Below are 21,814 nucleotides of genomic sequence, written 5' to 3' on the forward strand. Positions count from 1 at the left end.
CCAACGGATTCCGCTCCGCCCGGCGTCAAACCTCCAAGCAGGCCTCCGCCTCCGTCCGTCCCCATTCCCAGGATTCATGGCTGTGTACTGGACTGGCAAAGGATAAATAAAGATTTGGAGAAGGAATGCAGAAAAAACAAAGACGTGTTTGATTGAGGCGTTGTTTGGTGTTTTGTGCAGATTATGGCATAGATATTTTATGTAACTGACCTGGGGATTAACAGTAAAGCGTCAAGGCATTTTCGAAAATGCCTTGAGGGTTGATATTAAATGGTGTGGGGATTTACATTAAAGGGTGAAGGCATTTTCGAAAATGACTTCGCCCTTTATGTTAAATTTGCTTTTAATTACTTTGGCCTGAGAAAACCAGCAGGAAAGCGGGGAGGACGGATGGCGGGAAAGAAGACCGGAGCGCGAAACGGGGGGAAACAAACGCTACAGGGGTCGTGTGGAAACCGTTTAGTGGAACTTAGGTTTTCAGCAGGAAAGAAGGCGGGCAGAAACTGAAAACCGAATCAGTTTCTGAGATGCCCCTGAACGGTGAAGTCATGAGGAGTTCACCGTGAATGGGCATCGGACCTCCTTCTTTCCTGCTGAAAGCCTTAGTTCCACTTAACGGTTGGAATCAGATCCCTGTAGCGTTTGTTTCCCCCCGTTTCGCGCTCCGGTCTTCTTTCCCGCCATCCGTCCTCCCCGCTTTCCTGCGTAACTTTCACCAATTAAATCCCAATTTTCATTCCCCCTCAATGTCTGGTTGACTTGCCTCCCCATTTGAATTATAATAAACTGTGACTATGGTGAAAGAGAGGCATAAGAAATGTTAAAAAGCATGACTGGTTTCGGCAGGCATGAAACAGTGACCGATGAGTATAAGATTTCTGTCGAAATGAAAGCCGTGAATCATAGATATCTTGATTTAAGTATTAAGATGCCTAAAAAGTTTAATTACTTCGAATCTGCGATCCGCACCCTGCTTAAAAAGTACATCCAGCGCGGAAAAGTGGATTTGTTCATTAACTATGAAGACTATACAGAGGGCAATATGTGCCTGAGCTATAACAGTTCCCTGGCGGCGGAATATATGAAGTATTTTGCCATGATGGAAGAACAGTTCAATATTTCCAATGATGTTAAAGTTTCCGTTCTCAGCAGGATGCCGGAAGTCCTTACGATGGAACAGGTGCCGGACGATGAAGAGCATTTGTGGAAGATTCTTTCAGAAGTGATTGAAGAGGCCGCTAAAAGATTTGTGGAAACCCGGATTGTGGAAGGGGAAAACCTGAAACAGGATTTGATTGGAAAATTGGATTATATGCTGGAACTGGTGGAATACATAGAAAAACGTTCCCCTAAGATCATAGAAGAATACCGCATGAAACTGGAAGATAAGGTAAAAGAACTGCTGGCTAACAGCACCATCGATGAATCCCGGATTGTGACGGAGACGACCATTTTTGCGGATAAGATCTGTACGGATGAAGAAACCGTCCGGTTGAGAAGCCACATTGAGAATACCAGGGCAGAGCTTTTAGAAGGCGGCAGCATCGGAAGAAAACTGGATTTTATCGCCCAGGAGATGAACCGTGAGGCCAATACAATCTTATCAAAGGCCAATGATCTGGAAGTGTCGGACAAAGCCATCGCTTTAAAAACCGAGATTGAAAAGGTGAGAGAGCAGATCCAGAATATTGAATAGAGGTTGATAAAGATGAGCAAAAAAGGGATTTTAGTTGTCGTTTCAGGATTTTCCGGCGCGGGAAAAGGAACTTTGATGAAAGCCTTGATGAACCGCTATGACAATTATGCGCTGTCAATTTCAGCTACGACCAGAAAGCCGCGGGAAGGTGAAGAAAACGGCCGGGAGTATTTTTTTATTGAAAAAGAACAGTTTGAGAGCATGATTGATCATGATGAATTGATTGAATATGCAAAATATGTGGATAATTATTATGGAACCCCCAAAGAATATGTGTTTGACAAGATGGCGGAGGGGAAAGATGTTATCCTTGAAATTGAGATTCAGGGAGCGCTGAAAGTAAAACAGCGATTTCCGGAGACCCTGCTTCTCTTTGTGATGCCGCCCAGTGCAGAAGAATTAAAACGCCGTTTGGTTGGGCGCGGCACAGAGACCATGGAAGTGATCGATGCAAGACTGCACCGGGCTGTGGAAGAGGCTGCGGGAATCGAATCCTATGATTATCTGTTGATTAATGATAATATAGATGTCTGTGTGGAAGAGATGCATCAGTTGATCCAGACACAGCACAGCCGTGTTTCGGAAAATTCAGAATTAATAGCCGAAATGAAGGCAGAACTGAAAAATATTTAATTTCGAAAGGAGAATGGAGAATGTTACATCCATCATACAGTGATTTAATTGACGTCGTAAACAGCGAGGTGGAACCTGGCGAGCAGCCGGTGGTTCAGAGCCGTTATTCCATCGTAATCGCAACTTCCAAAAGGGCGCGGCAGTTAATTGCCGGAGAGGACGCTATGGTGCCGTCTTACGGCAAAAAACCTCTTTCCGTTGCAATTGAAGAGTTATATAAATCTAAAGTTAAAATCGTTAGCGAAGAAGATCTTCCGGAAGATGAAATCAACAGCTGACCAGCAAAGCCGTCTCCACAATGACAGAGATGGCTTTTTCTTAATGGCATGGATGAGGAACGGAAGAAAGGATTGTTTATGAAATTATTATGTATTTCCCTGGGCTGCGACAAAAATCTGGTGGATACGGAGATGATGCTGGGCCTTTTAAATAAAGACGGATATGAATTTACCGACGATGAACAGGAAGCAGATGTAATTGTGATCAACACCTGCTGTTTTATAAATGACGCGAAAGAAGAGAGTGTCAATACAATTCTGGAAATGGCGGAATTAAAGAAAAGCGGAAAGTGCAGGGCTCTGGTGGTCACCGGCTGTCTGGCACAGAGGTATAAACAGGAAATCATTGATGAAATCCCGGAAGTGGACGGCATCCTTGGAACCTCTACTTATGATGAGATTTCCAATGTCTTAAAACAGGCGCTGAAAGGAGAACATGTGAGCTGTTTCCATGATCTGGATCTGCTGCCTGATGTAAAAGCGGAGCGGGTGGTCACCACCGGCGGATATTATGCGTTTTTAAAGATTGCAGAGGGCTGTGACAAACGCTGTACTTACTGTATCATTCCAAGCCTGAGAGGCAGTTACCGCAGTGTCCCTATGGAAAAATTAGTGGAAGAGGCGGAGAGCCTGGCTGAAAAGGGAGTGAAAGAGCTTATTCTGGTTGCCCAGGAAACCACCTTATACGGTGTGGATCTGTATGGAAAAAAGATGCTTCATGAACTTCTGCACAAGCTCTGCCGGATTTCCGGCATCCAGTGGATCAGGATTCAGTACTGCTATCCGGAAGAGATTACGGATGAACTGATTGAAGCTGTGAAAACGGAAGAAAAAGTCTGCAACTATCTGGATATCCCGATCCAGCATGCCAGCGATAAGATTTTAAGACGCATGGGACGGAGAACTGACCAGGAACATCTGCGGGCCATGGTGGCAAAACTACGGAGAGAGATTCCCGATATCGCTCTCAGAACCACGCTGATTTCAGGTTTTCCGGGTGAGACCCAGGAAGACCATGAGACGCTTTTGGAGTTTGTGGACGAACTGGAATTTGAACGCCTTGGCGTATTCGCATATTCGGCGGAGGAGGATACCCCTGCTGCCGGATTTGAAGATCAGGTTCCGGAAGAAGTGAAAGAAGAGCGCCGGGATCAGATCATGGAGCTCCAGCAGGAAATCGCATTTGAAAAATCGGAAGCCATGGTTGGAAAAGTGGTTGAAGTGATGATTGAAGGGAAAGTGGCCGATGAGCCGGCTTATGTGGGCCGGACTTATATGGATGCGCCCAATGTGGACGGATTCATATTTGTAAATACGGGGGAAGAACTGATGTCAGGTGATTTTGTCCGGGTGAAGGTGACCGGGGCAATGGATTATGATTTGATTGGAGAGGTGTATCATGAATTTACCGAATAAGTTAACCGTTTTGAGAGTGATTCTGATTCCGTTTTTTGTTGCGTGTCTGATGATCGGCGGAGGTGAAAACCGGGCCCTGCGCTATGCGGCGGTTGTCATTTTCATCATAGCCAGCCTGACGGATATGCTGGATGGAAAGATTGCCAGAAAGTATAACCTTGTAACCAATTTCGGAAAGTTTATGGATCCTCTGGCGGATAAACTGTTAGTCTGTTCCGCCCTGATCTGTCTGGTGGAGCTGGGGCAGCTTCCTGCCTGGATGGTGGTAATTATCATCAGCCGGGAATTCATCATCAGCGGATTCCGTCTGGTGGCGTCTGATAACGGAATTGTGATCGCGGCAAGCTATTGGGGTAAATTCAAAACGACCTTTCAGATGATCGCGGTTGTGCTGCTGATTTTGGATATCGAAGCCATCGGCATCCTTACGACGGCATGTGTCTGGATCGCCCTGATCCTCACCGTTGTCTCATTGATTGATTACATTGCAAAAAATCATAAAATACTTACAGAAGGAGATATGTAGATATGGTAGTAGAACTGGTCTGTGTGGGTACGGAATTACTGCTGGGCAACATCGTCAATACAAACGCTCAGTTTATTGCTGAAAAATGCGCTCTTCTGGGCCTTTCCATGTATAACCAGGTCGTGGTGGGCGATAATAAGGAACGCCTTTCCGATGCAATCCGGACGGCCTTAAAAAGATCCGATATCGTCATCTTAAACGGGGGGCTTGGGCCTACGGAGGACGATCTGACCAAGGAAGTCTGTGCGGAGGTGATGGGATTTCCGCTGGAAGAAGATTCTCACACCAAGGAACGTCTTCAGGAATATTTCAGAAACAGCATTTATAAGGACATAGCGGACAATAACTGGAAACAGGCGGTTGTGCCTTCCGGAGCGATTATCTTGGACAACAATAACGGAACGGCTCCGGGTCTCATTATGGAGAAATTCGGAAAGTCGGCAATTTTGCTGCCGGGCCCGCCTAATGAGCTCTATCCCATGTTTATGGAGCAGGTATATCCCTATCTTCAGAAGCTTCAGCCGGAAATCATCATCTCACAGATGGTGAAAATCTGCGGCATCGGCGAAAGCCAGGTGGAAGACAGGCTTCTGGATATGATTGATAAACAGACCAATCCTACGATCGCCACATATGCTAAAACCGGCGAAGTCCACCTGAGAGTCACGGCAAAGGCCGCTGATGAAGAGACTGCCAGGAAGATGATCAAACCGGTGGTAAAGGAGATCAAGAACAGATTTGGAGACGCAGTCTATACGACAAAGGAAGAAGAAACCCTGGAGATGGCGGTTGTGCGCATTCTGGAGAAGTACGGACTGACCGTAACCACGGCTGAATCCTGCACCGGCGGACTTTTGGCCGGCCGGCTGGTCAATGTGCCGGGGGTTTCGGAAGTGTTCCGCGAAGGCTTCATCACCTATTCCAATAAGTCCAAAAGAAAGATTCTGGATGTGAGCAAGGGTACCTTGAAAAAATATGGCGCGGTCAGCGAACAGACCGCAAAAGAGATGGCCATGGGCGGAGCTTTTGCCACGGACGCTGATATCTGCATCGCCATTACTGGGCTGGCAGGCCCTGACGGGGCTACGGACGAAAAGCCTGTAGGACTTGTATATATTGCAAGTTACCTGAAAGATAAGGTTTCCGTAGAAGAATATCATTTTAAAGGAAACAGAAATAAAATACGGGAGCAGTCAGTGGTAAAAGCCCTGGATCTTTTACGCCGCTCCGTTCTGGATAATTACCGTTAATGAGAGGCAGGAGATAGATTTGAATACCCATATGATAAAAAAACAGTTGACGTCCGTATACCGCTACGCGTATACGAATTTGGCGCTCAATTACTATACTTACTTTGAAACTGTGATGGATAAAACAGGAGATCAGGAAAAACTGGCCTCCTATACCACCCATTTTAACCGGCTGCTGGGTGATTTTCTGGAAGGCGGAGAGAACATAGAGGAACTGGACCTGCTGAGAAACCAGGTCAAGGATGTGATGGAGGCTTTGACCGCATACGCGGACAGCATTATGATTTATGAATATGTGATAAACCGGCTGGAGCGCAGGTTTATCACCGGTACTGCTATCCCGGAAACACAAGGGGAAGTGATCTCCAAAGTAATGCAGTATATCTGTAATTCCAAAGATTCCGTGGTGGTCAACGGACGGATTTCAGAGGTTGTCGAACAGCTTCCGGTCCGCTTTACCAGGAATAAGTTCTTTAATATGGTCAGCGATTCCCTGTCCATCTATATAGGCGGTGAACGTTTGGCCCTGGACAATATGATGTATTTTCTGCGCGCATCCGCTATGATCTACTTGCCGGAATCCGGAGCGGAGGGCTTTGAAGAACTCCATCAGATGATAAATGAATTGAAGGCTGCTGATTATACTAAACTCACAAAAGAAGATTACAACCGTTTAACGCGTTTAATCGAAGACGCCGGACAGATTGTTACGGACCAGCTCGGGGACGTCATGTCCTTCATGGAACTGATCAATGATCTGTATCTGATGGAACTTTCGAAAAGCGACGCTGTGGTGGATCTTGGGGAAGAAGAAATATTGAAATTCATCACTTCCGGCATCATGAGGAAGTTTAACCAGGAAGACTGGACGGAGATCGAGGATGAGATTTCGGAAAAGCTGGTGTTTTTAGAAGGCAGACAGGAAAGCTTTTATGAAAAATATCTGAAATATGAAATTCAGGATGAAGAGATCGAAAAACCTTATGATGTGATCTTAAAGAAAATATCTGTTCTCATGTCCGGCAGTTCCTTCGCATCATTTGAAGAGCCCGCAGCCGGCGAAGAGAAGGCAGACCGGAAATGGGTGGAACAGGAGACGGAAAAATATTTCGAAACATTAAACCAACTGTTTCAGGGCATGAAAAAACCAGTCATGCGTGCGGTGATGGCCCAGGTGCTGTCAAAGCTGCCAGTCTGCTTTAATTCCGTTCGGGAAATTGAAGACTATATCCGGAACAGCCTGGACAGTTGCACGGATATTTATGAAAAAGAAACATGTATGGAATTATTGTTGGATTTAGTGGAGAGCGAGAATGCGTATATCTGATCATCTGTACGTAGGTGAAAAAGCGGAAAAAAACAGGTTCCGCATTATCTGTAATCTCAGATATTCCAAGCTGCAGACGGGCGTCTATGTGATTACCCCCGCGTCAAATGGGAATAATATACTTGATATTTATCCTTCTTTTACGCTCATGCAGCCTTATTACCAGGAACAGGATCTCTTGATTCTGGGCATTGCGGACGGATACTGGGAGGCGCTTCTATTGGCCGGAAAGATTGTGGATGATATGTATCAGAAGACAGGCGGATTCTGTCTGAAAGAATTTATGGACAGCGGAGCGTGATGGAGTGCTGCATATAATATGGTTGGTTTTAAAAATAATAGGGATGATCCTGCTGGCGCTTTTTGCCCTTCTGCTGGCTGTCCTGGCGGCGGTTCTGCTGGCGCCGGTCCGCTACAGGGTCAAAGGCTCTTACCACGGCAGTCCTGTGGTAACCGGTAAGGTTACGTGGCTGTTACATATCCTGTCGATAAAGGCGGTATATGATGGAGAGCTGGATCTGGGAGTCAGGGTTTTCGGTATCCGGCTGTTAAAGCCGGGGAGCCGGAAAGAAAAAGAAGTGGAAGAGGAATTGATTCTCCAGTCCCAGGAACTGATGCACGAACTGGAAGAAGAACTGGAACATGATGTGGAAGACGACGTGGAAGAAGAACCTCTGCCCCATCCGGAAGAGAAAAAAGCGGAAAGGCAGAATGACGTCAAAAAAGAAAAAAAAGCAGGAAGAGCGTCCTCTTCCGATTCCAAACCAGGGGAAGATTCCACATCCAACCCGGGGGGAGATTCCACATCCAAACCAGGTGAAGAAAAATCAGTATTTGTCCGGCGGTGGGAAAAGCTGAAAGCTTCCCTGACCGGATCTTACTACCGGATTAAGGAAAAGGTCCTGGACTTGAAAGAGAATCTGGAAAAGGGAAAAGAGTTTCTGCAGAACGAAGAAAATAAGAAAACTATAAAACTGCTGTGGAAGAGCGGTAAAAAGCTGCTGAAGCATGTGCTGCCCCGAAAAGTGAAAGGGCGGGTGGAGTTTGGCTTTGATGATCCGTATATCACCGGCCAGATTTTATCGGCAGCCGGCGTGTTTTATCCGGTCTATGCCAGACAACTGGAGATTTGCCCCATGTTTGACCAATCCGTCTTTGAGGCGGAGGGGGAATTAAAGGGCAGGATCAGGATCGGTACGGTGCTGTTCATTCTGCTGCGGGTTTATTGTAATAAGAACTTCCGGGTTTTACTCAAACAGCGGCGGGGATAAGAAAAAACGCCGGGTTACTGTTTCATGATTGAAAAAAATCCGCTTCCGGCGGAGGAAACGAGGTTAAGATGGTGGATAATAATTTTACATCAGCCATAGAAGCTTTATTTAAAGGGATGGATAATTTTGTAACGACCAAAACGGTGGTCGGAGAAGCTGTTAAAGTTGACGATGCGATCATACTGCCTCTGGTGGATGTTACATGCGGTATGGGGGCAGGATCATTTTCTGCCAATGCCAAGAATAACGGCGGAGGCGGCATGAGCGCCAAGATGAGCCCCAGCGCGATTCTGGTAATCCAAAACGGAAGCACCAGGCTGGTCAATATCAAAAACCAGAATACAGTCAATAAAGTCCTGGACATGGTGCCGGACATTGTCAATAAATTTACCGGCGGAAAAGTGAACGTAGGCGGTGAAGTGTCGGAGGAAGCGGTAAAAACTGCCCAGGAAATGGCAGAAATTCAGAAGAATCAGTAAGACCTTGAATATTGGACGGACATCTGCATATACTTAAATAAAGGCTTGTGAAAGCAGATGTGAAGATTTGAGGGATTTGGATGAAACGTTTATGCGGCCTGATTATATTTTCAATGGGAGTAGGAATGGCAATTCTGCTGTTTGTTCCCACTACACTGACCACACTGGTTTTTGTGCTGGCCTGTTTAATTCTGGGTTATAATTTATTTTGCTGTTAAAATAACGGCCGGTGCGTCTTGTCGGCCGGTTTTGTGTAAAAAACAAGCTCCGGGCAATTGATACCGCCCGGAGCTTTAATAAATCCAATTAAGCTCTTTCAACTAAGCCAGAACGTAAGCAAGAAGTACATACATACATCTTCTTAGCTCCACCGTTAACTTTAACTTTAACAGATTTTACGTTTGCTTTCCACATCTTGTTTGAACGTCTATGTGAATGGCTCACCGCATTACCAAAGTGAGCAGCCTTTTCGCAAATTGCACATTTAGCCATGATTGCACCTCCTTAAAGCTACTTGGATTCTGATACTATAAAATCCACAACAAATGTATCTTAACAGATAAGGAAGGAATTTGCAAGAGAAAAATGAAAAATTGTATCTTTTTTTAGGAAAATAATGTATGATGGACACAATATGTGGGGTGTGATATAATATCCCTACAGAGTGGATGTCCAGGCATTCCGGGAAACTGCCCGGATATAAGACCGGTTTGAAGCTTGGCTTTTAAGTGAATCTTAAAGAACGGAGGTATTGATATATATGAAGGGTCGAATCAGCAATAAACTGGGTGAAATCCAGATCAATCCCGATGTCATCGCGTTATATGCAGGAACCACTGCGGTTGAATGCTTTGGGATTGTGGGTATGGCGGCTGTCAGCATGAAAGACGGCCTTGTTAAGCTGTTAAAAAGAGAAAGCCTGACTCATGGAATTAATGTGGACATTAAGGACAACCATATCACCATAGATTTTCATGTCATTGTCGCATATGGTGTAAGTATTTCTGCGGTTGCTGATAATTTAATCGCAAATGTAAAATACAAAGTAGAAGAATTCACCGGTATGGATGTTGATAAGATCAACATTTATGTAGAAGGTGTAAGAGTGATAGATTAAGGAGGAGCAACCCGTGGATATGAAGGTTATAGATGCCAAAACGCTGCAGAAAGCGTTTTTGGCAGGAGCAAAAGGTCTGGAAGCTAAGAAGGAGTGGATTAACGAACTGAACGTATTTCCCGTACCGGATGGAGATACGGGTACGAATATGACACTGACTATCATGGCGGCTGCGAAAGAAGTGGCTGCGATTGAACATCCAACTATGGAGACCTTGGCAAAGGCAATATCCTCAGGATCATTAAGGGGGGCGAGAGGTAACTCAGGCGTTATCCTGTCCCAGTTGTTTAGAGGTTTTACGAAAGAGATAAAAACAGTGGATGTGGTTACAACCACCACATTGGCCAACGCATTTGTCAGGGCTACGGAAACTGCGTACAAAGCGGTTATGAAGCCCAAGGAGGGAACCATTCTCACCGTTGCGAAGGGGATGGCTGATAAGGCTGTGGAGCTGGTTTCACAGACGGAAGATATCATCCCATTCTGCGAAAAACTGATTGAACACGGAGACTATGTACTCAGCCAGACCCCTGAGATGCTGCCTGTATTAAAGCAGGCCGGCGTTGTGGATTCCGGCGGCCAGGGGCTGATGCAGGTGCTCAAAGGAGCCCTGGACGGGCTTTGCGGCAAAGAGATCGACCTTACAGTCGAAAAGAGCAAACCGGCGGCCAGGCCGGCAGGAGCGGCGGGGACAGAAGATTTTGATATCAGATACGGCTACTGCACGGAATTTATCATCAATGTGGAAAAACATTATGATCTGAATACGGAACAGGAATTTAAAGGCTATCTGGAGTCCATCGGGGATTCCATTGTTGTGGTTTCCGATGACGATGTGGTGAAAGTACATGTCCATACCAATGATCCGGGTCTTGCTATCCAAAAAGCCCTCACCTATGGCTCTTTATCGCGTATGAAGATCGATAATATGCGGGAAGAACATCAGGAAAGGCTGATTAAAGAATCGGAAAAGAAGCCGGAAGAGCCCAGAAAACCTTACGGATTCATCGCTGTTTCCATCGGGGACGGACTTGGAGAGATTTTTAAGGGAATCGGCGCAGATTACCTGATTGAAGGCGGACAGACCATGAATCCCAGCACGGAAGATGTTTTGAATGCCATTGACCGTGTCAATGCGGATACCATATATATCCTGCCCAACAATAAAAATATTATACTGGCTGCGGAGCAGGCCAAAAGCCTGACAGCGGATAAAGAGATCGTGGTGGTTCCTTCCAAGACGGTTCCTCAGGGGATCACAGCTTTGATCAACTTCGCTCCGGATTTGTCTCCGGAAGAGAATACCCGCAATATGGTGACGGAGATGGGGAAAGTGAAAACCGGCCAGGTCACCTATGCAGTGCGCACGACTATGATCGACGGAATGGAGATACAGGAAGGCGATATCATGGGCCTGGGGGATCATGGAATGCTGACTGTGGGTAAATCCGTTGAAAAGACAGCGGTAGAAGCGCTGAAAAAAATGGTGGATGAAGATTCTGAACTGATCAGCGTTTATTACGGCTGTGATGTGACTGAGGAAGAGGCAGGCAGGGTGCTTGAACAGATGCAGGAAGCCTGTCCGGAATGTGAGATTGAACTTCACAGCGGCGGCCAGCCAATCTACTACTATTTGATTTCTGTAGAATAAACCAGGATAACCAGGAGAGAATCGGGAAACCGGTTCTCCTTCTTTGTAGTACCAGGCGCGCTTTAATATTTAAGAATGTGAGAATGAACATGGAAGGGAATCAACAATCAATTACAGCGGTTAAGGGAGTTGGAGAAAAGACGGCCAAGCTGTTTGAAAAGCTGGGAATTTCCACGCTGGACGATCTGCTCCACTATTACCCCAGAGCTTACGATACATTTGAACCTCCTGCGGCCATCGGAGGGCTGAAACCGGATACCACTGCGGCTGTAGCCGGTATTCTGCCCAAATCCCCGGTTGTAAAAAGGTTCAGCCATATTCAGGTGATTACAGTCACTTTAAAGGATCCTACCGGAAGCCTGCAACTCACCTGGTTTAACATGCCGTTTCTGGCGGTGACCTTAAAAGCCGGAAACCGTTTTATCTTCCGGGGCAGGGTAGTGAAAAAAAGCGGGCGGCTGGTAATGGAACAGCCGGAAATCTTTACGCCGGATACCTATGAACCGGTGATGCATTCCATGCAGCCCATATATGGGCAGACCAAGGGGCTGAGCAATAAAACCATCACCAAAACCTGCCTGGAAGCCCTGGCCATGAGGCAGATGGAACGTGATTATATGCCGCCGGAGATCAGGCGGAGACACGAACTGGCGGAATATAATTATGCCATTGAGCACATCCATTTTCCAACGGACAAAAAGGAGCTGCTTTTTGCCAGAAGACGGCTGGTTTTCGACGAGTTTTTTATGTTTCTTCTGGCTGTGCGCTATTTAAAAGATAAAAGGGAAGACCAGAAGAGCAGCTATGTAATTCCTCCGTCAGAAGAGGTTAAACGGCTGATAGCAGAACTTCCTTACGAGCTGACGAAGGCACAGAAAAAGGTGCTGGATGAAGTAAACCATGATTTATCTGGCGGTTTGGTCATGAACCGGCTGATCCAGGGAGATGTGGGATCGGGAAAGACGATCATAGCTGTTCTGGCACTGCTACAGACAGCCTGCAGCGGCTTTCAGGGAGCCATGATGGCGCCTACGGAAGTATTGGCGAAACAGCATTACGAATCCATAACGGAGTTATTCGAAGCTCATGGCATTGATAAAAAGCTGGTTTTGATCACCGGCTCCATGACGGCGAAGGAAAAACGGCTGGCCTATGAAAAAGCCGCCTCCCATGAAGCGGATATCATAATCGGCACCCATGCGCTGATTCAGGAAAAGGTTATTTATGATAAACTGGCCCTTGTGATTACCGATGAACAGCACCGGTTCGGCGTGGGACAGAGGGAGGCCCTGGGCAACAAAGGGCAGGAACCCCACGTAATGGTAATGAGCGCAACCCCGATTCCCAGGACACTGGCCATCATCATCTATGGAGATCTGGATATTTCCATCATAGACGAACTTCCTGCAAACCGCCTTCCCATTAAAAACTGTGTGGTCAGCACCTCATACCGCAAAAAAGCTTATGAGTTTATCGCTAAGGAGGCCAATGCCGGCCGCCAGGCTTATGTGATTTGTCCGATGGTAGAGGAGAGCGAGATGATCGAGGCGGAGAATGTCATCGATTATACAAAACTGCTGAAAAAAGAGCTTCCACCGGCAATTCATGTGGAATATCTTCATGGAAAAATGAAGGCAAAAGAAAAAAATAAGATCATGGAACGGTTTGCCGCCAATGAAATCCAGGTTTTGGTATCCACAACCGTTGTGGAAGTCGGCGTCAACGTGCCCAACGCTACGGTTATGATGATAGAGAATGCAGAGCGGTTCGGTCTGGCACAGCTCCATCAGCTCAGGGGAAGGGTGGGAAGAGGAAAACACCAATCCTACTGTATTATGGTGAACTGTTCCGATCAGGATGGAACCCAGGAACGTCTGGACATATTAAACAGGTCCAATGACGGATTTTATATTGCGTCGGAGGATTTGAAGCTGAGGGGGCCGGGGGATATTTTCGGCATCCGCCAGAGCGGCGATCTGGAATTTAAGCTGGCTGATATCTTCACAGATGCCAATATCCTGAAAACTGTTGCAGATGAAGTGAAACATTTGTTCGAAGTGGATGAAAAGCTTGAAAGGGAAGAACACAGGGAATTAAAGCGGAAAATGGACCGTTTTTTAGAAAAAAGTTATGAAAAGCTGAATTTATAATTTTTAGATATAAAAAGTTCAGATTATTTTCATATCTTACTTGGATAAAATGTGTTATAGTTAGAAAAGAAAAAACAAATGAAAGAGGTTTTATAATATGATAGATTCTAATGGACCGGTATTAAATACCAGACTTGTGAATGCGATGCAGGAGATGTTAAAAGATAATAACGAGAAAACCCGCGCCAAGATGGTGTCTGCTTTGATGGGTTCAACCATGCTCTCCCCTGTAGTCCGCCAGATTGCGGTTTCGGATGAGGCGAAGAAACAGGGCAATGCCAGATTCAGCTTTACCATGATCCAGAATGATAAAGGGAACAAGTATTTCATGGCATTTACCGATTGGGCTTCCCTGAACAAATGGAAAAAGGAACCTGGACAGCAGGTAGTCCACATGGAATTTGATGATTTCGCGGCCATTGTTTTGAGAAAAGGCAGCAATATGGCGGGATTTGTGATCAATGCGTATGGAGAGAATGTTACCATATCCAGAGAGCTGATCATTTCCCTGAAAAAACAGAAAGACGAGAAGAACAACCATTAATTGTTTAAGTCTGAAAGCAGTTAAACGCCCAGGCGCCGGTTAAATGACCGTATAAAGTCATTGACCGGCGCCTGTTTTGGCCTTTTATTGGATTGTCTGATAATATTCAAATCCGTCTGCCTGATATCTGCGAACCAGTTTCTGGATTTTAGCTGTTGGTGAAAGCGCCGCTCCGATTGAAACATCGTGGTTAAAGGAATTGATGATTGCCGCTATATATTTGCTCATATCGGCTTCCAGATACCAATCACGTGTTAACAGGGCGGCCGGCCGGTAATTTAAGTTGGTGGTGATCACATAGTCGATATAGCCCTTTGCATAGAACTCATCAAACTTGTCCAGGCCGCTGGTGAAAAGTCCGAAGGTACAGCAGATGATTACTTTCTTCGCTTTCCGCTCTTTTAATTCTTTGGCAGTGTCCAGCATGCTTTCGCCGGAAGAGATCATATCATCAATGATCAGTACGGTTTTATTCTCCACAGAAGCCCCTAAAAACTCATGGGCTACAATAGGGTTCCGTCCGTTAATCACCCGGGAATAATCCCGTCTCTTATAAAACATACCCATATCCACGCTCAGGTTGTTGGCAAGGTAGACGGCCCGGTCCATAGCGCCTTCATCAGGGCTGATTACCATCAGATGTTCTTTGTCGATCTGCAGGTTTTTATCGTGGGCGAACAGGGCTTTGATGAACTGGTATGTAGGCATAAAGTTGTCAAAGCCGTTGAGGGGAATGGCGTTTTGAACCCGGGGATCGTGGGCGTCAAAGGTGATGATGTTGCTGACCCCCATGGAAACCAGTTCCTCTAAAGCCATAGCGCAGTCCAAAGATTCCCGCTTTGTGCGCTTGTGCTGGCGCCCTTCATACAGAAAAGGCATGATAACATTGACGCGGTGGGCCGTATCGGCACAGGCGCCGATTATACGTTTTAAATCCTGAAAATGGTCGTCCGGAGACATGTGGTTGGTATATCCGCTTACCGTATAGGGGATGCTGTAATTAGTTACATCCACCATAGCAAAAATATCGGCTCCGCGGACGGATTCATGGATCTGGGCCTTTGCCTCCCCTGTGCCGAACCTTGGGCAGGAACAGTTCAGCAGATAGGAATCCACATCATATCCGCGGTAGTGAAGGTCTTCCTTGCGGCGGATTAATTCTTCCGTATCATTTCTTCTGAATTTAACAATGTGGTCATTAACCATCTGAGCCAGATCCCTGCAGCTTTCCAGAGCGGCAATTTTAAGCGGCGCAACCGGAAGAATGTCGTTGAAAACATAATTATTAGCCATGAGCAGCACTCCTTTATTTTGTCAGCATATACCCGCAGAAAGCGGGAACATACACGGGTATATGCCTGCCGGCTGCGGGTGATTCGTAAAAACATTTACATTCATTTATATCATTATTCGACAACGCACGTCAATAGATAACCGGGATTTTGCGAAAAAAACCATAACTGTTCAGACTTGTATGTTACAAAAAACCTGAAAGTGATTCCTTTACAAAGGGAATTAATATTGATATGATAGATCCATATGAAAGAAAGGTCAAAGATTTTATGAAGAAAACAGAACACATTATCAAGTCCGTAGATCCGGGATCGATTGCAGAAGAATTGGAGCTGGAGCCGGGAGACTGCCTGGTTTCCATTGACGGGCATGAGATAGAAGATATTTTTGATTATGAATACTATGTAAACAGTGAGTCCATGGTGATGCTGATCCGCAAACCGGACGGGGAAGAATGGGAACTTGAAATTGAAAACGATTATGAAGATCTGGGCATAACTTTTGAAAATGGCCTGATGAGCGATTACCGTTCCTGCAGGAACAAATGCATTTTCTGCTTTATCGACCAGATGCCTCCGGGAATGAGAGAGACCCTGTATTTTAAAGATGACGATTCCAGGCTCTCTTTTTTACAGGGAAATTATATCACCCTGACCAATATGGATGATAAGGATATTGACCGGATCATCCGGTTCAAGCTTTCGCCCATCAACATATCCGTCCACACCACCAATCCCCAGCTCCGCTGTAAGATGCTGAACAACCGTTTTGCCGGAGAAGCTCTTAAAAAGATTGACAGGCTGTTTGACGCAGAGACGCCGATGAACGGGCAGGTGGTGCTGTGTAAAGGGGTGAATGACGGGGAAGAACTGAACCGTACCATTGAGGATCTGAGCCGTTATCTCCCTTATATGGAAAGTGTGTCTGTGGTTCCTGTGGGCATTTCCAAGTTCCGGGACGGCCTTTTCCCCATGGAGCCCATTGGGAAAGAGGATGCCGAACGGACCATAGATCTGATCGAAAGCTGGCAGAAAAAGCTGTTCGCCCAATATGGGACCCATTTTATCCATGCCAGCGATGAGTTCTACATTCTGGCCGGGCGTCAGGTCCCTGAGGAAGAGCGGTATGACGGGTATCTCCAGTTGGAGAACGGAGTTGGGATGATCCGCCTGATGACGGAGGAAGTGAAGCAGGCTTTGGAGCAGATGGAAGGGGATGGCAGGCAGGATGAGCTTTCCATCGCCACGGGACGTCTGGCGGCCAGGTTTTTACAGGAGTTCGTCGAAGAAATCAGGGTTAAATATCCCGGGATTCTGGTTCATGTCTACCCCATAACCAATTACTTTTTCGGGGAATCCATCACTGTGGCCGGATTAATTACGGGACAGGATTTAATCGGACAGTTAAAAGACCGGAAACTGGGCAGCCGGCTGCTTCTGCCGGCCTGTATGTTTAGGAGCGGGGAAGAGGTGTTTTTAGATGATATCACCCGCAGCGAGGTACAAAATGCTTTACAAGTTCCGGTTAATATTGTAAAATCAAGCGGACAAGATTTTGTACAGGCAGTTTTATGTCCGGAATACACAGAAGAAACTGAATATGAGGGATATGAGTTAAAGGAGATATAGCATATGAGCAAACCAGTAGTTGCAATTGTAGGCCGTCCCAATGTGGGCAAGTCTACGTTGTTTAATTCCATCGCAGGAGAGACGATCTCAATTGTAAAAGATACCCCGGGTGTGACCCGTGACCGCATTTACGCAGATTGTTCCTGGCTGGACCGAAATTTTACTTTGATTGATACCGGCGGAATTGAGCCGGACAGCAGTGATATCATTTTATCCCAGATGAGAGAACAGGCGGAGATCGCTATCGCTACCGCCGATGTGATAATCTTTATCGTGGATGTGCGCCAGGGGCTTGTAGACGCGGATTCCAAAGTTGCCGATATGCTGAGAAAATCTAAAAAGCCAGTGGTGCTGGCTGTTAATAAGGTGGACAGTTTTCAGAAGTTCGGCAACGATGTTTATGAATTCTATAACCTGGGAATCGGTGACCCGGTGTCTGTATCGGCCGCTTCCAGACTGGGAATCGGCGATATGCTGGACGAGGTGGTTAAGTTTTTCCCGCCTGCCGGTGAAGAAGAGGAAGAGGACGACCGCCCCAGAATTGCCATTGTGGGAAAACCGAATGTAGGTAAATCTTCTATTATAAACAAATTGATCGGAGAGAACCGGGTGATCGTATCCAATATTGCGGGCACTACCAGGGACGCGGTGGATACCAAGGTGATGCACAACGGGACGGAATACGTATTTATCGATACCGCGGGTTTGAGAAGGAAGAATAAGATCAAAGAAGAACTGGAGCGATACAGCATCATCCGTACCGTTACGGCAGTGGAGCGGGCCGATGTGGTGGTGGTGGTGATAGACGCCACAGAAGGGGTTACGGAACAGGACGCGAAAATCGCCGGCATCGCCCATGAACGGGGAAAGGGCATTATCGTTGCTGTTAATAAATGGGACGCCATAGAAAAGAATGATAAGACCATCTATGAATTTACCAGAAAGGTGAAGGACACCCTGTCCTTTATGCCTTATGCGGAAATCATCTTCATTTCAGCCGCTACGGGTCAGCGTTTGGGGAAATTATATGAGATGATCGATATGGTAAGGGAAAACCAGACCCTGCGGGTTGCCACCGGCGTGCTCAACGAGATTATGTCGGAAGCGGTCGCTCTCCAGCAGCCGCCTTCTGATAAAGGGAAGAGGCTGAGGCTTTACTATATCACTCAGGTTGCCGTTAAGCCGCCTACATTTGTTATTTTCGTAAATGATAAGGAATTGACACATTTTTCCTACACCCGTTATCTGGAAAACCGGATTCGTGAAGCGTTTGGATTCCGGGGGACTTCACTTAAATTCATCTATCGGGAACGGAAAGGGAAGGACGAATAAAACATGGATAGAATCATCTGCCTGGTATTCGGTTATCTGTTTGGGCTGTTTCAGACCGGATACCTCTATGGAAAATTACACAAGATCGATATCCGCCAGCACGGCAGCGGAAACTCCGGAAGCACCAATGTTCTTCGCGTAATGGGAGTAAAAGCGGGAGCCACTGTTTTCATGGGTGATTTTTTGAAAACGGTGATCCCATGCTTTATTGTACGGATTTTCTATAAAGACCAGATATCAGTGCAGTATCTCATGATACTGTACACCGGGCTCGGTGTGATTCTGGGGCATAATTATCCTTTTTACATGCATTTTAAAGGCGGAAAAGGAATCGCCGCTACGGCGGGGATCTTGGTATCCCTGGACTGGACGGTTACGCTCATCTGCCTTGTGGCTTTTGTTTTGATCGTGGCGGTTACCAGATTTGTATCATTGGGCTCTCTGGTGGTGGTCAGTCTTTTTCTGGCCCTTATGATCTTTGAGAGCAGCCGCGGTACATATGGGCTGTCCCCGGATTATCTGACGGAATTTTATCTGGTATCAGCCTGTGTAACGGGCCTGGCCTTTTGGAAACACAGGGCGAATATTGTCAGGCTGGTTCACGGCACGGAGAATAAGCTGGGATCAGGAAAGAAATAATGAAATGGATGCCGTTTCGGCGGCAGAATCGAGGTTAAGATGGCTAGAATTGGTATGATTGGCGCAGGAAGCTGGGGAATTGCGTTATCTCTGCTGCTGCATGAGAACGGACATCAGGTGACTGTCTGGTCTGCATTGGAACAGGAGATTACGGAACTCAGCACAAAACACGAACATCACAGCCTGCCGGGCGTAATGCTTCCGGAGCAGATGATTTTTACGGCGGATTTGGAAAGGGCAATGGATGCCAAAGATCTTCTGGTGCTGGCGGTACCGTCTGTTTATACGAGAAATACGGCCCGCCAGATGAGAAAATTCTGTAAAGACGGTCAGATCATTGTCAATGTGGCTAAAGGAATTGAAGAAGCCACACTGATGACCTTATCTGAGATCATCGAAGAAGAACTTCCTTCTGCCAATGTGGCTGTTTTATCAGGGCCCAGCCATGCGGAAGAGGTGAGCAGAGGGCTGCCTACCACCTGTGTGGTGGGAGCCCATAATAAAGAAACTGCGGAGAAAATACAGAATCTGTTCATGAGCCCGGTATTCCGGGTCTATACCAGCCCTGATATGCTGGGGATTGAAATCGGAGCGTCCCTGAAGAATGTGATTGCTCTGGCAGCGGGAATCGCGGATGGCCTGGGATATGGAGATAATACAAAGGCGGCCCTGATCACCAGAGGCATTACGGAGATCGCCAGGCTGGGAATGGAGATGGGAGGCAAATTCCAGACGTTCTGCGGCCTGACCGGAATTGGAGATCTGATCGTTACCTGTGCCAGCATGCACAGCCGCAACCGCCGGGCGGGAATTTTGATCGGCAAGGGCTATTCCATGGAAGCTGCCATGAAGGAAGTGAAGATGGTGGTGGAAGGCGTTTATTCGGCCAAAGCAGCTTTGAAGCTTTCGGAGAAATACCAGGTTCCGATGCCGATTATCGAGCAGGTTAATGCGGTTTTATTCGACGGGAAACCGGCCGCGGATGCGGTGGGGGAACTGATGCTGCGGGATAAGAAGCTGGAAAGCTCCGATTTGCCGTGGGAAGATTGATAAGAAGATGATTCAACACTTGACAACGTAAAAGTATAATTATATAATTGAAAAAGCTTAATTTAAAGCGTGGCTTCTAAACAGACTGGATAGAAGCCACTTTGATTATGCGTACATAAGCGACAGATAAGTATTCAAGAGGAGGAAAGATTATGAGAAAATTTGTTAGTGTTGGTTTAGCAGCCGTTATGGCGGCTTCCCTGACAGCATGCGGCGGCGGCGCTAAGACAGAAACTCAGGCGACAGAAGCAAAAACTGAGGCAACCGAAGCAAAAGCTGAAACAACCGCAGCAGAAAAAGCAGAAGACAAGACAGAGTCAAAAGCGGAAGGTGAAACAACCGCTGCTCCGGCATCCAGTGAAGGCGGAGTGATCAAGATCGGCGGAATCGGACCGATCACAGGCGATGCGGCTATCTATGGATTAGCTGTAAAGAACGCGGCTGAACTGGCAGTTAAAGAAATCAATGAAAACGGCGGTATTAACGGCATGACCGTTGAGTTCGCTTTCCAGGATGATGAAAGTGATCCGGAAAAAGCCGTAAACGCTTACAATCAGTTAAAAGATGATAAGATGCAGGTGCTGATGGGAACCGTTACTACAAACCCATGTATCGCAGTTGCAGCTAAGACCAAAGAAGATAATATGTTCCAGCTGACACCTTCAGGTTCAGCCGTAGAATGTATTCAGAATGACAACGCATTCCGTATCTGCTTCTCAGATCCTAACCAGGGTATCGCTTCCGCACAGTACATCGGCGAGAACAAGCTGGCTGCGAAAGTAGCTGTTATCTATGACAGCTCCAGCGTGTATTCTTCCGGTATTTATGCGAAGTTCAATGAAGAAGCTGCAAACCAGGGAATCGAAGTAGTGTCTGCAGAAGCGTTTACTGCTGACAGCAAGACTGACTTCACCGTACAGCTCCAGAAGGCAAAAGATGCCGGCGCTGAACTGGTATTCCTTCCAATTTACTACTCAGAAGCAGCTCTTATCTTAACACAGGCCAATACCATGGGATATGCGCCCATTTTCTTTGGCTGTGACGGATTAGACGGTCTTTTAACCGTTGATAACTTCGACAAAACTCTGGCAGAAGGCGTTATGCTGTTAACACCATTTGCTGCTGATGCACAGGATGAGGCTACACAGAAATTCGTTGCTGCTTATAAAGAAGCATATGGCGACATTCCTAACCAGTTCGCAGCGGATTCTTATGATGCGATCTACACAATCAAGGCTGCTGCTGAAAAAGGCGGAGTAACTGCCGGTATGAGCATTTCCGATATCTGCGAAGCTATGAAGGGCGCTATGACGGAGATTACAGTTGACGGTCTGACCGGTGAGGGCATTACATGGTCTGCTGACGGTGAACCTTCTAAGGCTCCTAAGGCTGTTAAGATCGTAGATGGTGTTTACACTGCTCAGTAATTCGCCGGGGCGAATTGAATATTATAAGAGACAGGCCGACCCATTGATGGCAGTCTTTTAACAGTTTATAACGGGTATTGTGGCAATTATGCTTTCAATACCCGTTT

At 46.5% G+C, this 21,814-nt stretch carries 22 protein-coding genes; 20 read left to right on the plus strand and 2 right to left on the minus strand.

The window, feature by feature from the left end; all coding sequences use genetic code 11:
* The first annotated feature begins 817 nt into the window (after positions 1 to 817).
* The 11 genes from GPL15_RS24180 to GPL15_RS24230 all read left to right on the plus strand — a co-directional run bounded on the left by GPL15_RS24180 (position 818) and on the right by GPL15_RS24230 (position 9,094).
* The gene (locus GPL15_RS24180; protein ID WP_215701248.1) at positions 818 to 1,696 is read left to right on the plus strand and encodes a YicC/YloC family endoribonuclease; all 879 of its coding nucleotides are present in this window, start codon (positions 818 to 820) and stop codon (positions 1,694 to 1,696) included.
* A 12-nt stretch (positions 1,697 to 1,708) separates the two neighbouring features.
* Positions 1,709 to 2,329, plus strand: a complete 621-nt coding sequence (gmk, locus tag GPL15_RS24185; RefSeq protein WP_215701249.1) for a guanylate kinase — start codon at positions 1,709 to 1,711, stop codon at positions 2,327 to 2,329.
* Between the two features lie 20 nt (positions 2,330 to 2,349).
* Complete coding sequence (rpoZ, locus tag GPL15_RS24190) at positions 2,350 to 2,607, plus strand: DNA-directed RNA polymerase subunit omega (RefSeq protein WP_215701250.1); 258 nt, start codon at positions 2,350 to 2,352, stop codon at positions 2,605 to 2,607.
* 78 nt (positions 2,608 to 2,685) lie between these two features.
* Positions 2,686 to 4,023, plus strand: coding sequence for a 30S ribosomal protein S12 methylthiotransferase RimO (gene rimO / locus GPL15_RS24195; RefSeq protein ID WP_215701251.1), 1,338 nt, complete (start codon positions 2,686 to 2,688; stop codon positions 4,021 to 4,023).
* Positions 4,007 to 4,549, plus strand: a complete 543-nt coding sequence (gene pgsA / locus GPL15_RS24200; RefSeq protein ID WP_215701252.1) for a CDP-diacylglycerol--glycerol-3-phosphate 3-phosphatidyltransferase — start codon at positions 4,007 to 4,009, stop codon at positions 4,547 to 4,549. The genes rimO and pgsA overlap by 17 nt, the downstream gene beginning before the upstream one ends.
* A 2-nt stretch (positions 4,550 to 4,551) precedes the next feature.
* Entirely contained in the window at positions 4,552 to 5,799 is a 1,248-nt protein-coding gene (locus GPL15_RS24205) for a competence/damage-inducible protein A (protein ID WP_215701253.1), read from the plus strand.
* Between the two features lie 19 nt (positions 5,800 to 5,818).
* The gene (locus GPL15_RS24210; protein ID WP_215701254.1) at positions 5,819 to 7,126 is read left to right on the plus strand and encodes a hypothetical protein; all 1,308 of its coding nucleotides are present in this window, start codon (positions 5,819 to 5,821) and stop codon (positions 7,124 to 7,126) included.
* On the plus strand, positions 7,113 to 7,427 hold the full coding sequence (locus tag GPL15_RS24215) for a hypothetical protein (protein WP_215701255.1): 315 nt from the start codon (positions 7,113 to 7,115) through the stop codon (positions 7,425 to 7,427). Before GPL15_RS24210 ends, GPL15_RS24215 begins: the two co-directional genes overlap by 14 nt.
* Before the next feature lie 4 nt (positions 7,428 to 7,431).
* Positions 7,432 to 8,397 (plus strand): DUF2953 domain-containing protein, encoded by a 966-nt coding sequence (locus GPL15_RS24220; RefSeq protein ID WP_215701256.1) that lies wholly within the window; start codon positions 7,432 to 7,434, stop codon positions 8,395 to 8,397.
* 68 nt (positions 8,398 to 8,465) lie between these two features.
* Complete coding sequence (locus tag GPL15_RS24225) at positions 8,466 to 8,876, plus strand: GerW family sporulation protein (protein ID WP_215701257.1); 411 nt, start codon at positions 8,466 to 8,468, stop codon at positions 8,874 to 8,876.
* An 80-nt stretch (positions 8,877 to 8,956) separates the two neighbouring features.
* Entirely contained in the window at positions 8,957 to 9,094 is a 138-nt protein-coding gene (locus GPL15_RS24230; protein WP_180994863.1) for a hypothetical protein, read from the plus strand.
* An 88-nt stretch (positions 9,095 to 9,182) separates the two neighbouring features.
* On the opposite strand, the gene rpmB is transcribed toward GPL15_RS24230, so the two are convergent.
* Positions 9,183 to 9,368 (minus strand): 50S ribosomal protein L28, encoded by a 186-nt coding sequence (gene rpmB / locus GPL15_RS24235; RefSeq protein ID WP_006775035.1) that lies wholly within the window; start codon positions 9,366 to 9,368, stop codon positions 9,183 to 9,185.
* A gap of 268 nt (positions 9,369 to 9,636) precedes the next feature.
* Here rpmB and GPL15_RS24240 point away from each other — a divergent pair, with 268 nt between their 5' ends.
* The 4 genes from GPL15_RS24240 to GPL15_RS24255 all read left to right on the plus strand — a co-directional run bounded on the left by GPL15_RS24240 (position 9,637) and on the right by GPL15_RS24255 (position 14,338).
* A complete protein-coding gene (locus tag GPL15_RS24240; RefSeq protein WP_103230199.1) occupies positions 9,637 to 9,993 on the plus strand; it encodes an Asp23/Gls24 family envelope stress response protein in 357 nt (118 codons plus the stop codon).
* A 13-nt stretch (positions 9,994 to 10,006) separates the two neighbouring features.
* Positions 10,007 to 11,644 carry a DAK2 domain-containing protein gene (locus tag GPL15_RS24245; RefSeq protein WP_215701258.1) on the plus strand — a complete coding sequence of 546 codons (1,638 nt, stop codon included), beginning with the start codon at positions 10,007 to 10,009 and terminating at the stop codon, positions 11,642 to 11,644.
* An 89-nt stretch (positions 11,645 to 11,733) separates the two neighbouring features.
* A complete protein-coding gene (recG, locus tag GPL15_RS24250; RefSeq protein ID WP_215701259.1) occupies positions 11,734 to 13,794 on the plus strand; it encodes an ATP-dependent DNA helicase RecG in 2,061 nt (686 codons plus the stop codon).
* A 97-nt stretch (positions 13,795 to 13,891) separates the two neighbouring features.
* Entirely contained in the window at positions 13,892 to 14,338 is a 447-nt protein-coding gene (locus GPL15_RS24255; RefSeq protein ID WP_215701260.1) for an SseB family protein, read from the plus strand.
* 84 nt (positions 14,339 to 14,422) lie between these two features.
* Here the strand turns inward: GPL15_RS24255 and GPL15_RS24260 are convergent, their stop codons facing one another.
* Positions 14,423 to 15,631 carry a ribose-phosphate pyrophosphokinase gene (locus GPL15_RS24260; protein ID WP_215701261.1) on the minus strand — a complete coding sequence of 403 codons (1,209 nt, stop codon included), beginning with the start codon at positions 15,629 to 15,631 and terminating at the stop codon, positions 14,423 to 14,425.
* A gap of 269 nt (positions 15,632 to 15,900) precedes the next feature.
* On the opposite strand from GPL15_RS24260, the gene GPL15_RS24265 reads away from it, so the two are divergent.
* The 5 genes from GPL15_RS24265 (at position 15,901) to GPL15_RS24285 (ending at position 21,707) form a co-directional block, all read left to right on the plus strand.
* The gene (locus GPL15_RS24265) at positions 15,901 to 17,259 is read left to right on the plus strand and encodes a DUF512 domain-containing protein (RefSeq protein WP_215701297.1); all 1,359 of its coding nucleotides are present in this window, start codon (positions 15,901 to 15,903) and stop codon (positions 17,257 to 17,259) included.
* A gap of 3 nt (positions 17,260 to 17,262) precedes the next feature.
* Positions 17,263 to 18,591, plus strand: a complete 1,329-nt coding sequence (gene der / locus GPL15_RS24270) for a ribosome biogenesis GTPase Der (RefSeq protein ID WP_215701262.1) — start codon at positions 17,263 to 17,265, stop codon at positions 18,589 to 18,591.
* A 3-nt stretch (positions 18,592 to 18,594) separates the two neighbouring features.
* On the plus strand, positions 18,595 to 19,230 hold the full coding sequence (gene plsY, locus GPL15_RS24275) for a glycerol-3-phosphate 1-O-acyltransferase PlsY (protein WP_215701263.1): 636 nt from the start codon (positions 18,595 to 18,597) through the stop codon (positions 19,228 to 19,230).
* Positions 19,231 to 19,269: 39 nt separating this feature from the next.
* Positions 19,270 to 20,280, plus strand: a complete 1,011-nt coding sequence (locus GPL15_RS24280) for an NAD(P)H-dependent glycerol-3-phosphate dehydrogenase (protein ID WP_215701264.1) — start codon at positions 19,270 to 19,272, stop codon at positions 20,278 to 20,280.
* Positions 20,281 to 20,432: 152 nt separating this feature from the next.
* Complete coding sequence (locus GPL15_RS24285; RefSeq protein WP_252198601.1) at positions 20,433 to 21,707, plus strand: ABC transporter substrate-binding protein; 1,275 nt, start codon at positions 20,433 to 20,435, stop codon at positions 21,705 to 21,707.
* The last annotated feature ends 107 nt before the right edge of the window (positions 21,708 to 21,814 follow it).

The sequence above is a fragment of the Clostridium sp. MCC353 genome (genome assembly GCF_018785315.1).
GTDB lineage: Bacteria > Bacillota > Clostridia > Lachnospirales > Lachnospiraceae > CHH4-2.

Excerpts from the sequence above, each read along its gene's own strand:
- GPL15_RS24180 (WP_215701248.1), top strand. The coding sequence starts at position 818 with ATGTTAAAAAGCATGACTGGTTTCGGCAGGCATGAAACAGTGACCGAT.
- gmk (WP_215701249.1), top strand. The coding sequence starts at position 1,709 with ATGAGCAAAAAAGGGATTTTAGTTGTCGTTTCAGGATTTTCCGGCGCG.
- rpoZ (WP_215701250.1), top strand. The coding sequence starts at position 2,350 with ATGTTACATCCATCATACAGTGATTTAATTGACGTCGTAAACAGCGAG.
- rimO (WP_215701251.1), top strand. The coding sequence starts at position 2,686 with ATGAAATTATTATGTATTTCCCTGGGCTGCGACAAAAATCTGGTGGAT.
- pgsA (WP_215701252.1), top strand. The coding sequence starts at position 4,007 with ATGAATTTACCGAATAAGTTAACCGTTTTGAGAGTGATTCTGATTCCG.
- GPL15_RS24205 (WP_215701253.1), top strand. The coding sequence starts at position 4,552 with ATGGTAGTAGAACTGGTCTGTGTGGGTACGGAATTACTGCTGGGCAAC.
- GPL15_RS24215 (WP_215701255.1), top strand. The coding sequence starts at position 7,113 with ATGCGTATATCTGATCATCTGTACGTAGGTGAAAAAGCGGAAAAAAAC.
- GPL15_RS24225 (WP_215701257.1), top strand. The coding sequence starts at position 8,466 with ATGGTGGATAATAATTTTACATCAGCCATAGAAGCTTTATTTAAAGGG.
- GPL15_RS24230 (WP_180994863.1), top strand. The coding sequence starts at position 8,957 with ATGAAACGTTTATGCGGCCTGATTATATTTTCAATGGGAGTAGGAATG.
- rpmB (WP_006775035.1), bottom strand. The coding sequence starts at position 9,368 with ATGGCTAAATGTGCAATTTGCGAAAAGGCTGCTCACTTTGGTAATGCG.
- GPL15_RS24240 (WP_103230199.1), top strand. The coding sequence starts at position 9,637 with ATGAAGGGTCGAATCAGCAATAAACTGGGTGAAATCCAGATCAATCCC.
- recG (WP_215701259.1), top strand. The coding sequence starts at position 11,734 with ATGGAAGGGAATCAACAATCAATTACAGCGGTTAAGGGAGTTGGAGAA.
- GPL15_RS24255 (WP_215701260.1), top strand. The coding sequence starts at position 13,892 with ATGATAGATTCTAATGGACCGGTATTAAATACCAGACTTGTGAATGCG.
- GPL15_RS24260 (WP_215701261.1), bottom strand. The coding sequence starts at position 15,631 with ATGGCTAATAATTATGTTTTCAACGACATTCTTCCGGTTGCGCCGCTT.
- GPL15_RS24265 (WP_215701297.1), top strand. The coding sequence starts at position 15,901 with ATGAAGAAAACAGAACACATTATCAAGTCCGTAGATCCGGGATCGATT.
- der (WP_215701262.1), top strand. The coding sequence starts at position 17,263 with ATGAGCAAACCAGTAGTTGCAATTGTAGGCCGTCCCAATGTGGGCAAG.
- plsY (WP_215701263.1), top strand. The coding sequence starts at position 18,595 with ATGGATAGAATCATCTGCCTGGTATTCGGTTATCTGTTTGGGCTGTTT.
- GPL15_RS24280 (WP_215701264.1), top strand. The coding sequence starts at position 19,270 with ATGGCTAGAATTGGTATGATTGGCGCAGGAAGCTGGGGAATTGCGTTA.
- GPL15_RS24285 (WP_252198601.1), top strand. The coding sequence starts at position 20,433 with ATGAGAAAATTTGTTAGTGTTGGTTTAGCAGCCGTTATGGCGGCTTCC.